Genomic DNA, 16,217 nt, shown 5'->3' with positions numbered 1-16,217 from the left:
CAGGAGGTTTATTTGCAATTTGACTACATCATTATTGGCGCCGGCTCTGCCGGCAACGTCCTCGCGACACGTCTGACTGAAGATCCGAACACTACCGTGCTGCTGCTTGAAGCGGGCGGCCCGGACTATCGCTTTGACTTCCGTACCCAAATGCCCGCTGCGCTGGCGTTCCCGCTACAGGGTAAACGCTATAACTGGGCCTATGAGACCGAGCCGGAACCGTTTATGAACAACCGTCGCATGGAGTGCGGACGCGGTAAGGGGCTTGGTGGATCATCACTGATCAACGGCATGTGTTACATCCGTGGTAACGCGCTGGATCTCGATAACTGGGCGAAAGAACCCGGTCTGGAGAACTGGAGCTACCTCGACTGCCTGCCCTACTACCGCAAGGCCGAGACGCGCGATGTGGGCGAGAACGACTACCACGGCGCTGATGGCCCGGTAAGCGTGACCACCTCAAAACCGGGTGTCAATCCGCTGTTTGAAGCGATGATTGAGGCGGGCGTGCAGGCGGGCTATCCGCGCACAGAAGACCTTAACGGTTATCAGCAGGAAGGTTTCGGCCCGATGGACCGCACCGTCACGCCGCAGGGCCGTCGCGCCAGCACCGCGCGGGGTTATCTCGATCAGGCCAAATCGCGCCCGAACCTGACTATTCGAACTCACGCCATGACCGATCACATTATCTTTGACGGCAAACGCGCGGTAGGCGTCGAGTGGCTGGAAGGCGACAGCACCATCCCAACCCGCGCAACGGCCAACAAAGAAGTGCTGTTATGTGCAGGCGCGATTGCCTCACCACAAATCCTGCAACGCTCCGGCGTCGGCAACGCTGAACTGCTGGCCGAATTTGATATTCCGCTGGTGCATGATTTGCCCGGCGTGGGCGAAAATCTTCAGGATCATCTGGAGATGTACCTGCAATACGAGTGCAAAGAACCGGTTTCCCTCTACCCTGCCCTGCAGTGGTGGAATCAGCCGAAAATCGGTGCGGAGTGGCTGTTTGGCGGCACCGGCGTGGGTGCCAGCAACCACTTTGAAGCAGGCGGATTTATTCGCAGCCGTGAGGAATTTGCGTGGCCGAATATTCAGTACCATTTCCTGCCAGTGGCGATTAACTATAACGGCTCGAACGCAGTGAAAGAGCACGGCTTCCAGTGCCATGTCGGATCGATGCGCTCGCCAAGCCGTGGGCATGTGCGGATTAAATCCCGCGACCCGCACCAGCATCCGGCGATTTTGTTTAACTACATGTCGCACGAACAGGACTGGCAGGAGTTCCGCGACGCGATTCGCATCACCCGCGAGATCATGCATCAACCGGCGCTGGATCAATACCGTGGCCGCGAAATCAGCCCCGGCGCGGAATGCCAGACAGATGAGCAGCTCGATGAGTTCGTGCGTAATCACGCCGAAACCGCCTTCCACCCATGCGGTACGTGCAAAATGGGGTACGACGAGATGTCCGTTGTGGATGGCGAAGGCCGCGTGCACGGGCTGGAAGGATTACGCGTAGTCGATGCGTCAATTATGCCGCAGATTATCACCGGCAATCTGAACGCCACGACCATTATGATTGGCGAGAAAATGGCGGATATGATTCGCGGACGAGAAGCGTTGCCGAAGAGCACGGCAAGATATTTTGTGGCAAATGGGATGCCGGTGAGAGCGAAAAAAATGAGTCGTGATTTGAACTAACTCAGGAACCTATCAGATTGAGAGTTACCGTTCTACGATAAGGACCGAATCCTTATATAAAAAACATAGGTAACTCTCATGCTTCATATCCAGTATTCATGATGCTGTTTTTTTGCTGATGTTTTTACCAGAATATTCCTGATACAGACTATTAATTCAAGCTTATCTGCGACAGATTTCATTTTCTGGATATATTATGAGTGACAAATCAAACAGGATATCGATCTGATTGAAATTTTATTTTATCTGAAGAAAAAGATTCGTGTTATTCTGTTTATTATAGCTGTTTGTATGACAATGGTGCTATTATTTCTGTACATCAATAAAGACAATATAAAGCTGAGTTACAGCCTAAAAATAAACCACACAACATCAGGCATACTTGTAAGCTGTGATAGCAATAATAACTTTGCCTGTCAGACCACAATGACTGAAGATGTTATTCAGCGAATTACGAGTTTTTTAGACCAGTACTAATGCTAAAAATTGCCTTGTCAAAAAAATGGTAGATGAATACCAACAAAACTCTGGGCAGTAATAAACAGCATTCTGATAGAGAGTGCCTGTATATAGCTGAAGTGACAATGACCGGGAAGGGAACCCGTTTTCAGGAATGGATGCCTGTCTTTTTCACTGTAAATATCCTGGCATTACTAATGCCAGGATATTTAAAGAAGAGGAGCATAACCATGACAGAACGGGGTTAAGTCAGGTTGTCCTTAGCGCTATTCGCAACTTCGTGCCGCCTTCAGGTTTATGTCCAGACTTCATATCTCTCTCAGCAATCCTCAATAATCAGATACACCGCTTTCACCGGACCATGAACCCCGACGACTTTGATAAGCTCAATGTCCGCCGTTGAACTAGGACCACTGATGATGTTAATACATGACGGCATTCGTTCACCGGCCTGCGCTTTCTGATGCAATTTTTCTGCGAGTTGCGCTACACGCGGCAGGATTGTGCTTTTACGCAGGATAAAAAGAGAAGATTCCGGGAGCAGGCTCAATGAACGCCCGCGCCCGGCGGCGGAAAAAAGAACCACGCCACCCGATTCGGTTAAACCATATTCAGCATATACGACGCCCACTTTAGCCTGCTCTGCTTGTGATATGTTCTCAATACCTTTCGCCGGATCCCAAACAACGGCATTGCATTCCTGCTGCAAACGTTCGCTAATCCCCAATTCCTCCAGCCTCGTGTCACCGCTAATCACGACCGACTGCTCTCCCAGCTCTTTACACAGACATATTGCAGCTTCTGCGGCCTGCGCCTCGCTGGTCAGTTCACAGCGCGTCAACATAACATCGCTGGCAAACTGGATAAACGCGTCACAGCGCTGCTGTTGGTTAAGTTCGGTAAGCCGCTCGTTAGCATAGTTGTTAAGCGGCGCATCTTCTGCTTGCGGTTCAAGTCGCTGCGGGCGACCCAGTGCCTGAGCAACGTTACTCAAAAATTCGCTCCGATTATCCATTCTTTTTCTCCTGCGCCTGATGTTTCTTAAACCAACTACGGAAACTCTCTCCGTCAGCTTCAGGAAGATCGCGTGCTTCCATCCAGTCGCTAATCGCGCCAAATTTGAGTGGTGTTTTGCCGCCATTGATAAACCAGCTTGCCGCATGAGCACCAGCCATCATCCCGACTTTCCACAATCCTGGATGACTATTGGCATACGCGAACATTTTTATCGCCCGTTGCTCTGCTTTTGCGGTGATCCCTTTTTCAGCCATCACCCGACGATGACGCAAAATCAGTTTTGACAGCGGAATACGCACCGGACACACGCTGTCACAAGCTGTGCATAAAGAGCAGGCGTAGGGTAAATCTTTAAAATCTTTATAGCCGCCAAGTAACGGGGAAATCACCGCACCAATTGGCCCTGGATAAATAGAGCCATATCCATGACCGCCAATATGGCGATATGCCGGACAAGTATTCATACAAGCCCCGCAGCGAATACAGCGCAGCACATCCCGAAATTCAGAAGCCAGCACCTCAGAACGCCCGTTATCGACAATAACCAGATGAAACTCTTCAGGACCATCAACGTGCCCCGCTTCGCGCGGTCCTGTCAGCCAGGTGTTGTATCCCGTCAAACGTGCACCAACGGCACTGCGCGCCAGCATGGTGATCAATACATCTACCTCGGCAAACGTGGGGGCAATACGCTCCATTCCCATCACTGCAATATGCGTTTTAGGCAGCGTGGTACACATTCGCGCATTACCTTCATTGGTCACCAGGCATACCGAACCGGTCTCTGCCACCGCGAAATTACAGCCGGTAATACCTATTTCAGCACTGAGGAAATCTTCGCGGATTTTTTGCCGAATGAATAAGGTCATCGCTTCAGGCGTTTCCGGCCCCTCATAACCCAGACGTTCGTGTAGCACTCGACGGATCTGATGGCGATCTTTATGAATTGCCGGGACCACAACATGAGAGGGCGGATCTTGATCCAGCTGGAGAATGTATTCACCCAGATCGGTTTCAATCACCTGAATGCCTGCATCCTGCAACACATGATTGACACCAATCTCTTCGGTCACCATCGATTTAGATTTCACCACCTTCCGGGCATTTTTGCGTTGGGCGACCTGTAAAATGTAGCGGGTGGCGTCTTCTTTAGTTTTTGCAAAATAGACGTGACCGCCGTTTTGCGTCACTTTTTCAGAGAGCTGGTACAGATAAGCGTCGAGATTACTCAGAACATGATCACGTATCTGGGCGGCCCGGTCGCGCCACTCCTCCCAGTGCCCTAATTCATCGACCATTTTTTGCCGATTTGCCCCAATACGCTGCTGCGCGTTTGCCACCGCTTTGCGCATGATCGGATCTTCAATTTGCTGACGGATGCGTGTCTTAAAATCTGTATTACTGGTTTTGATCGACATCTTTATATCCTCAGCGGCTCATCAGCACTTCAGCAATATGCATCACTTTGACTTTCTGCCCTTCCCGTTGTAATCGTCCACTGATGTTCAGCAGGCAACTCACGTCAGCACCAATTAAATACTCAGGGCGGACTTCCATCAGGTGCGAAACCTTTTCTTTCACCATCTCGCCGGATATTTCGGCCATTTTGACCGAGAACGTGCCGCCAAATCCGCAGCAGGTATCCTGTTCAGCAAAGGTCAACAGCTCCAGTCCACGCACATTTTTCAGCAGCGTAAGTGGCTCGTCCTTCACCCCCAGCTTACGGGCCAGGCTACAAGATGGGTGATACACCGCTCTCCCTTGCAAACTGGCACCTACATCGACTACCCCTAATGTATTAACAATAAAAGAGGTGAGATCCTGCATACGCGCGGCAACCTTTTCGGCACGTGATGCCCATTCAGGCTCATCCGCCAGATACGTTGGGTAACTTTTTACGGCATAGGTACAGGAGCCAGCCGGTGAAATAATGGGATCGTCGTTATCCTCCAGTGCGGCGATCAGATTTTTCATCCCTGGAATCGCTTCTTTGATATAACCACTATTGATCGCAGGCTGACCGCAGCATCCCTGTTTCTCCGGGAAATTTACGCGACAGCCGAGTTTTTCCAGTAGCAGCACGGAGTCTCGTGCCATTCTTGATTTCAGGGCGTCACCAATACAGGTGACAAAGAAATTGACATTCACAACTAATACTCCATTACTTCATGCCCATTTATGCCCGATGGTTCCCCCCACAAGGGGATCAATCATCAATAAATATGGCGTTCTTTTTTAATTGGCTAGCAACATACCACCCCTCATTTGTATGACAAATGATAATCTTTCATCCAAACTTCAAATGCAATAACTAATTTTATTTCTTTCGGCATCGCTCACATTTTATAGGGAAATCGACGATCATTTTGGGCATAAGAAATTCATTTAAAAAGGCCACATCCCTTATACCTATTCAGAGCTACTTATTCAGGGGTTGTTGAGATATACAATGATGGTGTACTAACAAAATCACCGGCAATAATCAGGTATCAAGTAATAGTCGGCATTTTATTTAATTAAAGCAATTTAGTTTGCGTTTTTATTTACATACTGGGCCAGCATTCTTCAAAAAAACATATAAAACACAGTTGGAAATAGAAATAGTTGAAAGGCTCACAACACCCGGAATGCTGATTATCTTTGCTCCGATTCCTGGCGGTTTTATTCAGGGTGCAAGCTGTCTGACTCTTTCCCGATATTCTCCCGGGGTACAACCAAACTCGCGGACAAACGCCTTGTGAAAAGATGATTCACTGGCATAGCCTACTGACTCAGCAATCACCACAACAGGGAACGTTTCCCGGGAAAACATCTGGGCCGCTATTTGTAGACGCAACTTTGTTAATACAGCCAGCGGCGTGGTTCCGGAAACATCACGGAAAAGCTGGGCAAAACTTGCCCGGGACATGTGGGCGATGCTGGCCAGCGATTCGACGGTCCAGGCGTATCCTGGCATTTCCAGCATTTGCTGTATTACCGCACCAAGACGTGGATGCAGAAGCAAACTGAGAATGTTTTTCTCTGTATTAACCTGTGCAATCCACTCACGCACCGCGAGGGTAAAGAATGTAGCGCAGATCTGGCTACACAGAGCATCCACTCCCGGCATTGCCGATCTCGATTCCTGTTGTAAAAACGGGATCGCCTCCCTCAGCCAGTTATATTCCACGCTGTGGTTAACCGGTGCTACAAACAGCGTTTCCGGCAAAGACGTTAAAAAATAACGCGCCGAATGTTGCAGTCGAAGAGTGCCACAGACAATACAGGTCGATTCATTATCGACATGACTCAGGCGATGAGCTGAATTTTGTGGTAGCAGGACCACATTTCCCGGGCGTAATGTAAAAATCTCTCCCGTCGGCATTTCCAGCTTCGCCGCTCCTTGCGTTAACGCATGCCAACGAATAACCGACAATTCCCCGGCACCATGTGGAAGTTGCCAGTCACTTCCTAACACGCAATTCTTATCGATCGTTCCTTGTGGAGCGTTAAGCATCAACAAACGGCTAAGAGCATCCATACCAGACTCCTGAGTGGTTTTTGATTACAAACACCAACAATCTTAGACAATAATTAATCTAATACCATCAAATGGTTAATCATGATTTTTGTTTTGTGATTCTGATTAAGAAAAAGAAAATACCAGACGATAAGACAAAATATCAAGCGTTGTGAAGAAATGTTATTTGCTATTTTGCGTCTATAGTCATGATGTCAAATGAACGCGTTTCGACAGGAAATCATCATGAATAAATATCAGGCAGTTATTATTGGTTTTGGCAAGGCTGGAAAAACATTAGCCGTCACGCTGGCAAAAGCAGGTTGGCGTGTGGCTCTCATCGAACAATCAAATGCAATGTATGGCGGGACCTGTATTAATATCGGCTGTATCCCAACCAAAACATTGGTTCATGACGCACAGCAGCACACAGATTTTGTCCGTGCCATACAGCGTAAAAATGAAGTGGTTAATTTTTTACGTAATAAGAATTATCATAATCTTGCGGATATGCCCAATATCGACGTGATCGACGGCCAGGCGGAGTTTATCAATAATCATAGCCTGCGTGTTCATCGGCCTGGGGGAAATCTGGAGATTCATGGCGAGAAAATTTTTATTAATACCGGTGCACAAGCCGTGGTTCCGCCAATTCCTGGAATTACCACCACGCCTGGTGTATATGACAGCACCGGATTACTTAATCTAAAAGAATTGCCTGGGCATTTAGGTATTTTGGGCGGCGGATATATTGGCGTTGAGTTCGCCTCTATGTTCGCTAATTTTGGCAGCAAAGTAACCATTTTAGAGGCAGCTTCGCTGTTTTTGCCTCGGGAAGATCGGGATATTGCTGATAATATCGCGACGATTTTACGCGATCAGGGCGTCGATATGATCCTCAATGCCCATGTGGAGCGAATCAGTCACCATCAAAATCAAGTGCAAGTGCATAGCGAGCACGCCCAACTGGCGGTGGATGCACTGTTAATAGCTTCCGGTCGTCAACCGGCTACCGCTTCGTTACATCCAGAAAATGCCGGTATCGCAGTAAACGAGCGCGGGGCAATTGTCGTTGACAAGCGATTACATACCACCGCAGACAATATTTGGGCGATGGGAGATGTTACCGGCGGGCTGCAATTTACTTACATATCACTGGATGATTACCGCATTGTGCGTGATGAGTTGCTGGGAGAAGGCAGACGTAGTACTGATGATCGGAAAAATGTGCCTTATTCCGTATTCATGACACCGCCCCTGTCCAAGGTTGGTATGACAGAAGAGCAAGCCAGAGAGAATGGTGCTGATATTCAGGTGGTGACATTGCCTGTAGCTGCAATTCCGCGCGCCAGAGTGATGAACGATACCCGTGGGGTATTAAAAGCAATTGTTGATAATAAAACCCAACGTATATTAGGGGCATCACTGCTGTGTGTTGACTCCCACGAGATGATCAATATAGTGAAAATGGTGATGGATGCCGGGCTGCCTTATAGCATATTACGCGATCAGATATTTACTCATCCGTCGATGAGCGAATCACTCAATGATCTATTTTCATTAGTCAAATAAACTCAAAATCAGACGCCAGGACAAATATTCTGGCGTCTCAGAGAAAAGAATCTTATTAATTCCTTGTTATTATATAACTTCTTAATCACTTCATTGATGGTATTTTATATGTTTAAAAAACCTGTTTTATTTGCAACACTATTATCTGGCGTTATGGCATTTTCCACCAATGCAGATGATAAAATAATTCTGAAACATATCAGCGTCTCGTCAGTATCAGCATCACCGACAGTTCTGGAGGATGCCATTGCTGATATAGCCAGAAAATATAATGCTTCATCCTGGAAAGTCACATCGATGCGAATTGATAATAATTCAACCGCAACAGCAGTATTGTATAAATAAGGATGTTCACAATGGAAAAATACCTGCACCTGTTAAGTCGGGGAGATAAAATTGGCCTGACATTGATTCGCCTGAGTATTGCGATTGTTTTTATGTGGATTGGGTTATTAAAGTTTGTCCCTTACGAGGCAGACAGCATTACACCATTCGTCGCAAACAGTCCACTAATGTCGTTCTTTTATGAACACCCGGAAGACTATAAACAGTATCTGACTCACGAAGGCGAATACAAACCAGAAGCAAGGGCATGGCAATCGGCCAATAATACCTATGGTTTTTCCAACGGTCTTGGCGTCGTGGAGGTGATTATTGCTCTGCTGGTTTTGGCTAATCCTGTCAATCGCTGGTTAGGTTTATTGGGAGGGCTGATGGCATTTACCACACCGTTGGTAACACTCTCATTTTTAATCACCACCCCGGAGGCATGGGTACCCGCATTGGGTGACGCTCATCATGGTTTCCCTTATTTATCTGGTGCTGGTCGCCTGGTATTGAAAGATACTCTGATGCTGGCAGGTGCTGTCATGATAATGGCAGATTCGGCGCGGGATATTCTTAAACAACGCAGTAATGAATCCAGTTCAACGTTAAAAACTGAATATTGATAATCCGAACACTGTCTGTTGTTCACTTTTTCAGGCGTCAGGCTCCCTTTCTGATGATGAAGCCTGACGCCATATTACCGGAGATATGACAGAGTGAAGATCAATATCACTCCCCTGTTAAAAGATTCTTGTCGTCTCAGGTAAAATAAGTGATTAATATCAATCATGTATTTTTACAGCAAGACAACCACGAACAAACTTAGGATTAAAATGTTTTACCGATTCCCCAACATAACCCAAATCAAGCGAACTAATTTGCGCCATTTCTTTCTCTGTCAGTGAGAAATCCCAAATAGCAAAATTTTCTTCGATACGCTGTTGATGTGTCGATTTCGGAATAACGACCACTCCCCGTTGAATATTCCAACGCAGAATGACCTGAGAAATCGATTTTTGATGGGCATCTGCAATATTCTGAAGCAGACTATTTTCAAAGGGTTTATGTCTTCCACCGCCTAACGGAGCCCATGCTTCAGGCTGCACGTTATAATACTTCATGGTTGCCAGCGCCTCTGGTTGGGCAAAATAGGGATGCAACTCGACCTGGTTGACCATCGGTTTAACTCTTACCGTTTCACAAAAGTTTGCCAGAACATGAGGGTAGAAATTGGAAACCCCAATCGCTTTTAATTTGCCCTCTTCATAGGCATCTTCGAGTGCACGCCACGCACTGAAATAATCGCGCATAGCCTGGTGCAATAAATAGAGGTCGAAGTATTCTAGTCCCGATTTTTTTAATGACGCTTCAATACCTGCTTTTGCCGTATCCTGATTCAACATATCCTGTACCCACAATTTAGACGTTATAAATAACTCATCTCGGGTACATAAACCTTCAGATATAGCTTCACGAACGGCTTCACCGACGGCATCTTCATTACCGTATACCGCTGCAGTGTCGATGAGTCGATAACCCGTGCGGATAGCATTCAACACTGACTGTTTGCACACGTCTTTATCGGTAACCTGAAAAACACCAAATCCCATCATCGGCATTTTCAGATTGTTACTTAATACGGAAAATTCCACTGTCAGTCCCTCCATTAGGTATGAACAATGAGTCTACGTTAAAACGTAACCTCAAATTAGTATGTGGATTTTGATATCACTTATGCAAAAAATTCATTAATAATGTAGGACTGAAACCTCTCTATTTTTGGGGCAATGAAGCAGACGCTATCAGTGCTTTTGCCTTGGGACTTGCTGTTTTTGATACACTTAGGGCCCAGGACATAACGAAAATGTGCGATATGACAAAGAATTAACGGTGAATGTGATGATCAGGCAGAAGATTCTACAGCAGCTCCTGGAGTGGATTGAGTGCAATCTTGAGCACCCTATTTCAATCGAAGATATCGCACAGAAATCTGGCTACAGCAGGCGCAACATCCAGCTTCTGTTCCGAAATTTCATGCATGTGCCTTTAGGAGAATACATTCGCAAACGAAGGCTTTGTCGCGCCGCCATTCTTGTCCGGCTCACCGCGAAATCTATGCTTGATATTGCACTCTCTTTGCATTTTGATTCACAGCAGTCATTCAGCCGCGAATTTAAAAAGTTATTCGGCTGCTCTCCCCGTGAATACCGCCACCGTGATTATTGGGATCTCGAAAATATCTTCCCTTCTTTTTTAATACGTCAACAGCAAAAGACGGAGTGTAGATTAGTCAACTTTCCTGAGACACCTATTTTTGGCAATTCATTTAAATATGATATTGAAGTGTCGAATAAATCACCGGATGAAGAAGTCGAACTGCGACTTCATCATTTAGCCAGATGTATGAAGAATTTTAAGACGGATATCTATTTCGTCTCCACGTTTAAACCGTCAACAAAATCGGTCGATTTGCTGACAGTTGAAACTTTTGCCGGTACGGTATGTAAACAAACCGATTCAGAGATGCCGAAAGAGTGGATAATTAACCGAGGACTGTATGCCTCTTTCCGCTATGAAGGTGAGTGGGAGCACTACCCTGAATGGGCGCGAAACCTCTATCTGATGGAATTACCTGCCAGGGGGTTAGCCAGAGTGAACGGCAGTGATATTGAGCGATTTTATTACAATGAAGATTTCGTAGAAAAGGATAGCAATGATGTTGTTTGCGAAATATTTATCCCTGTTCGTCCGGTTTAGTTATCGCTATGTCTAAATGAATTTATAACAAGACTACTGTCAGGCAATTCAATAAATAATGGCGTTGAAGATGTCAACGCCATTATTGTTTATTAGAATGTTACTTTCATACTCTTAATATTATTTCATCGCCTCCTCGCCCGTTGCCGTATTGGCATCCACCGCGGTAATGGTCACCGTCACTGGCTTCATTTCGTACCCGCCATAAGTCAGGGCGTTAAATGTGAACGTATAGACACCAGGCTTGCTGGTACTAAATGTACGCGTGATTTTTCCGCTCACGAAATGGTCATTTTTCGACGGCAGGAACTGATAATCCTTCTCCGTCACCCCTTCCGGCGTCTGAATGTCAACCCACATATTCCCCCCAACAGGGTTGTTTGCCGACATCAGGGTAACCTTCAGCGTTGCGGTCGATTCCCCATCTGCCACCAGAGATTCCATATCAGATGTTGCGGTGAGTACCGCATTTTTATCATCCGCCACGAAACTGGATTCAGCCGTTTTCGTTGATACCTGACCGTTGTCCTGACTCACTTGCGCCGTAAGTGTATATTTCGCTGCAACAGTCGTGGTGGCGGTGAAAATAGCCTGCCCTTGCTCATTCGTTGTCGCTGTGCCATTCGGTTCCAGGTTTAACGAAGCCGGGCTGGCGGTCAGCGTCACTTCGCTATCTTTCAACAAATTGTTATTGGCATCAGTCACCGTAACTTTATACGTCTGTTTGGCTTTGCCATCCGCCACTGCACGGTTGCCAATCACCTCAATACTGGAGATGGTCGCCGTAGTCTTATCCGCCACAAACGTAATGCTCTTCGCGTCTGAAGGCTGGTTATTTCCTGCTGAAGCCGTGATCTCATACGTTCCGGCAGTCACTGAAACCACCTGCAACTCTGCTTTCCCTTCATCGTTGGCTTTCACCCAGACATTATCACCTGTAAGTGGCTTGACGCCCCGAGGCAGATTAAAGGTCACCAGAGTTCCTGGAACAGGGTTACCGTTTTTATCCTCAACGGTCGCCGTCAGCGTAAAGGCATCTTTGCCGTTTGCCACTTTTTGAGCGGCAGTGTCAACCTGCAGGTTTGCCTGACCGGTGCTGGCGTCTGCGTTGAATTTCACCGTGACCGTCTTCTGAGAGTTTTTCACCGCGGCCGCGATTTCAAGTTCCCCTGCAACGGTTGATATCAACTCAATATCCGCTTTACCTGCCGCATTGGTTGTTACTGTATTCCCCGTCTTGCTAGTCACACCCTGCGGTAAAGTCAGCGTAACTTCTTGCCCCTGCAACGGGTTACCATAGCTGTCCACGACGGTCAGGGTTACCTGGTTAGCAGACTGTCCATTTGCCAGTTGGTTATTCACCTTCACCGCCATATCACTGATCACTGCCCGGGAAGCGTCGCCTGCAACATTCAGCATCAGTGGCTGAGCAACGGCATTTTGGCCGTTCACGCGTGGCATGACAGACAACTGACCTGCAGCCGATCCCAGCGTTAAGGTCGCCACGTAGACCCCATTACTTTGCTCTGTCCAGCTTCCAGCTGAAGGTCGCTCTGATCCCGTGCTGGCGGCACCGCTAAACACGGGTGCATCTGGCTTCAGCCCGGTGACCGGGTTCCCGTACGCATCCTTCACGGTGAAGGTGAGTTCCGTCGTCGTTTTGACGACCGGAGCCTTATTGTCCGCAACAAGCGTAGAGTTCGCTGATGACATCTCCCCGGCAATAACAGTCAGCTGCGCGGCTTCGGTGGCTGCTGGCTGGCCGTTGAAGAGCGGCATGACACGAAGCTCGCCCGTCTTTCCGCCTGTAGTTAACGTAGCAACATAGGAACCGTCACCTTTTTCGGTCCAACTGGAAACGGTCGCCCCTTCAGAGGCGGTCCCCGTCAAACTTGCCGACAACGAAAGACCACTAATAGCGTTGCCATGCGCATCTTTTGCAATAAGCGTCACGGTTGTGCTTTCGCCTGCTTTTACGCGATCTGCGGCTACAGACACTGTCGACTGGCCTGAAGATAACGCATCAGCCACCACGGTCACTTTAGCCGCATTCGCTGCCGCGTCCTGCCCATTGAGCTTCGGCATAACCTCTAATTCACCCGCCGTAGAGCCGAGAGTAATTTGCGCAGTCCACGTCCCATCACCATTATTTGTCCAGCCAGATGCCGTAGAACCAGCAGCTGCTGCGCCCGATAATGACGGTGCATCCGGATTGAGGCCAGTTACAGGGTTGTCATTAGCATCTTTTGCCGTCCAGATTGCCGTAACTGTACCGCCAACCACCGGTTTATCAGGATTCAGGGTGATGGACGAATGTGCTGCATCAAGCGGCCCGGCAACAAACTTCAGCGTTTGTTGTAACGTGCCCAGCTGATACTGCTCGCTGAAGGCACGCACAACAACGTTTCCGGCACGGGTCGAAGAAACCGTGGCGCTGTAAACCCCTGGTTTTATTTCCGAAATGGCACCAACGGTTACACCATTAGTGTCTTGCGGAACAAGTCGCAGGCGGCTGGCTTCTCCCGTCACCGGATTACCCTCGGAGTCCACCGCTGTCAGTGTCAGCGTGTAGGCTTGCTGACCATCAGCAACCACATCACCTGACGGCTCGTTAGCGCTCAGGGTGGAGTTTGCCACATCCATCATCGTGGCCCGCAGTTCTGCAGTGACAGTTTTGCTCATGTCATCAACGCTAACAGTAATCGTTACCTCACCTGACTGCGTTCCGGTAGTAAAGACAGACTGATACACCCCTGCTTCAGTTTCGGTGAACTCACCCAGTGTGGGTTTTGCCTGTGATTTAGCGGCCTTCAGGGTACGAGTCACAATATTTCCAGCCGGTTTGAAGGTTAGTTCAGTCTTGATCTGATCTTTCATGCCCGTGACTGGCTGGCCCTCGGCGTCGCGCAGAGACAGCACCAGCGGCTTTTGCTCATTACCGTTAGCAAGCATTTGAATACTGCTCTGACCGTCAAGCGTTAACGCCGTACGATCGGCGCTCATACCAGCTCCGCTAATAACCACTTCTGTCTGCACACGTTTCGAGGCATTGCCTTTGTTATCGTAGGCAACTGCTGAAATCGCATAATAATTGTCTTTGCCTGGACGGTAAGCCGGGAGCGTTACTTGCCACTGACTACCCTGACCGGTAATTTTGCCACCTTCAGCCAGTAATGACGGCGCTTCCCACTGCACATTTTTCAGTCCGTGAGTTGCTTTGCTGACCACAAGCCCCAGGGAAACCGTCTGACCGCCCTTGCCTTCAATACGCTCAGGCAGAGCAATACGGATCACTTCAGATTTGCGGTACTCAAGAACGATGTTGTTATTACGCTCAACCAGGTCATAGCGGCTGCCTGCCAGCATTCGACGCTCGCGAATGCTGTCTGTATCGAGTTGTTTTTGCAGAGGTTCGCCAATTCGGTAGTTAACTTCCAGGCCAAAGCGAGTGTCATTCTCACCACTCTTGCCCTGCTTATGCCCGGCGCTCAGTGTCAGAAGAGGCACTGGTGTATAGGTTACCTCGGCAGAAATAGCATGCGGGTCTTTCTGGCGTTTATCTTTACCAAACAGCCCGACTTCATCGCCATAATACTGCTCATACATCAGGCTTGCGCCAAGCTGCGGCCAGGCAGGTAAATAGCCCTCAGCACGAATATCCCAGCCATTCGCCGGGCGTTCCTGATAATCCTCAACATCCGGCGATTTTTTCCAGCCAGAAGCCCGGATATAACCATTGGCGCTCAGTTTCAAATAATCACGCCAGTATTCCGCACCAACACCAATGCGGGTATGACTACGGGATAAATCATGATCGATAAAAGTATTCACCCCCGCCATCCAGTCATTTCCTGAAAAATGACGCCAGCCAAAACCAATATTTGACTGAGTACGATCGTCGGTACGATGTATTGCCCCCTGAGTGAACAACATATTTGTCGGCGTGTCATAAATCGGATAAAGCATTTCCAGCGAAGAATCCTTCAGCGAGAAATCTTTATCGACATTCAGTTTGACGCGCGCTGTACCATATTTCCCGAGCCACTCCTGTATTTCCTGGTTAGCTTTAGCGGTGGCCATTCCGGTAATAAAGTTACGTGTCGCATCGCTATCTGGCTGACTGCTTAAAAATGTCCCGGCATTTGCGGCAAACGACGCGACATTTTTCTCCACATTATTATCAGCAGCTACCGTGGTATTTTCCATGCTCAACCGTGGCTGAACCGCATGCTGCGCGCGTGCTGCCATTACTGGGGTAAAGGTGACAGCGAGTGGGAAAAGAACCTGAACAGAGATATTTGCCCACGCCACGCAGCGGGCCAGAACTGAATAACGAAATCGTGGTTGTTTATGACCTGTTTTATAACGTGACATTGAGATAATTTCCTGATGAACGAATTAACGAACATAGGCAGACACAAATAATGGCGTCTGCTTGTCAGAAAAACCGGGATTTCCCGGTTTCCTTTTCCGCAGAAAAGGAAATACCTTTATGTAAGAAAGTACACCGCCACCTAATATATCCAGTGCCTGTAGCCACTCATCAGGTGGTTGGGCGCGGGATTATATTTTTATTTATGGGTGAGAATTTAGCTTTTTGTGCAAACCATTAAATAGATACCTAAGTTATCTTTCTTACTCTGCGGATAGTGAATAATTCATTATTCAGAGTGAATAATAATGACCTGCTTTTAATTTACCACGATTGGAAATACGTCGAAGTAGGTATATACGCCAGGATAAACCAATGTATTTTTTATGGATATTCATTTTTCTTCATCGGACTGTAAATTCCGGGGATATCGAACTTGCACGACTAATCTCAACCCTCAAACAGATTTATGAATTTTGTTCATAACCCCTGACAAATCCTGCCGTCTAATCG

11 protein-coding genes and 1 pseudogene are annotated in these 16,217 nt (G+C 47.8%); 6 read left to right on the top strand and 6 right to left on the bottom strand.

What is annotated here, in order from left to right; genetic code table 11:
• Positions 1-12: 12 nt before the first annotated feature.
• On the top strand, positions 13-1,701 hold the full coding sequence (gene betA / locus QUE74_RS01650) for a choline dehydrogenase (RefSeq protein WP_001159119.1): 1,689 nt from the start codon (positions 13-15) through the stop codon (positions 1,699-1,701).
• Positions 1,702-1,908: 207 nt separating this feature from the next.
• Positions 1,909-2,163: pseudogene (locus tag QUE74_RS01645) on the top strand (hypothetical protein); the annotation flags it as partial.
• A gap of 316 nt (positions 2,164-2,479) precedes the next feature.
• Here QUE74_RS01645 and QUE74_RS01640 read toward each other — a convergent pair.
• The 4 genes from QUE74_RS01640 to rclR all read right to left on the bottom strand — a co-directional run bounded on the left by QUE74_RS01640 (position 2,480) and on the right by rclR (position 6,697).
• Positions 2,480-3,175: a LutC/YkgG family protein gene (locus QUE74_RS01640; protein ID WP_001355151.1), complete on the bottom strand. Its 696-nt coding sequence runs from the start codon at positions 3,173-3,175 to the stop codon at positions 2,480-2,482.
• A complete protein-coding gene (locus QUE74_RS01635) occupies positions 3,168-4,595 on the bottom strand; it encodes a LutB/LldF family L-lactate oxidation iron-sulfur protein (protein WP_000023919.1) in 1,428 nt (475 codons plus the stop codon). Before QUE74_RS01635 ends, QUE74_RS01640 begins: the two co-directional genes overlap by 8 nt.
• A 10-nt stretch (positions 4,596-4,605) precedes the next feature.
• Positions 4,606-5,325, bottom strand: a complete 720-nt coding sequence (locus tag QUE74_RS01630) for a (Fe-S)-binding protein (RefSeq protein ID WP_001102124.1) — start codon at positions 5,323-5,325, stop codon at positions 4,606-4,608.
• A 517-nt stretch (positions 5,326-5,842) separates the two neighbouring features.
• A complete protein-coding gene (gene rclR, locus QUE74_RS01625; RefSeq protein WP_000339605.1) occupies positions 5,843-6,697 on the bottom strand; it encodes a reactive chlorine-specific transcriptional regulator RclR in 855 nt (284 codons plus the stop codon).
• Positions 6,698-6,922: 225 nt separating this feature from the next.
• Between rclR and rclA the strand changes: the two genes are divergently transcribed.
• The 3 genes from rclA to rclC all read left to right on the top strand — a co-directional run bounded on the left by rclA (position 6,923) and on the right by rclC (position 9,198).
• On the top strand, positions 6,923-8,248 hold the full coding sequence (gene rclA, locus QUE74_RS01620) for a reactive chlorine resistance oxidoreductase RclA (protein WP_001046342.1): 1,326 nt from the start codon (positions 6,923-6,925) through the stop codon (positions 8,246-8,248).
• 108 nt (positions 8,249-8,356) lie between these two features.
• Entirely contained in the window at positions 8,357-8,593 is a 237-nt protein-coding gene (gene rclB, locus QUE74_RS01615; protein ID WP_000474001.1) for a reactive chlorine resistance periplasmic protein RclB, read from the top strand.
• An 11-nt stretch (positions 8,594-8,604) separates the two neighbouring features.
• Complete coding sequence (rclC, locus tag QUE74_RS01610) at positions 8,605-9,198, top strand: reactive chlorine species resistance protein RclC (RefSeq protein WP_001355150.1); 594 nt, start codon at positions 8,605-8,607, stop codon at positions 9,196-9,198.
• 159 nt (positions 9,199-9,357) lie between these two features.
• Here the strand turns inward: rclC and QUE74_RS01605 are convergent, their stop codons facing one another.
• Positions 9,358-10,227, bottom strand: coding sequence for an aldo/keto reductase (locus tag QUE74_RS01605; protein WP_001355149.1), 870 nt, complete (start codon positions 10,225-10,227; stop codon positions 9,358-9,360).
• Positions 10,228-10,474: 247 nt separating this feature from the next.
• Here QUE74_RS01605 and QUE74_RS01600 point away from each other — a divergent pair, with 247 nt between their 5' ends.
• The gene (locus QUE74_RS01600) at positions 10,475-11,332 is read left to right on the top strand and encodes a helix-turn-helix domain-containing protein (protein ID WP_024166200.1); all 858 of its coding nucleotides are present in this window, start codon (positions 10,475-10,477) and stop codon (positions 11,330-11,332) included.
• 120 nt (positions 11,333-11,452) lie between these two features.
• Here the strand turns inward: QUE74_RS01600 and fdeC are convergent, their stop codons facing one another.
• Positions 11,453-15,706, bottom strand: coding sequence for an inverse autotransporter adhesin FdeC (gene fdeC, locus QUE74_RS01595; protein ID WP_286331887.1), 4,254 nt, complete (start codon positions 15,704-15,706; stop codon positions 11,453-11,455).
• Positions 15,707-16,217: the final 511 nt, after the last annotated feature.

Origin of the sequence: Escherichia sp. 10290, from assembly GCF_030295155.1 — a bacterium.
GTDB lineage: Bacteria > Pseudomonadota > Gammaproteobacteria > Enterobacterales > Enterobacteriaceae > Escherichia > Escherichia coli_F.
The sequence above is the reverse complement of the archived record's forward strand: the minus strand, read 5'-3'. Positions and strand labels throughout refer to the sequence as shown.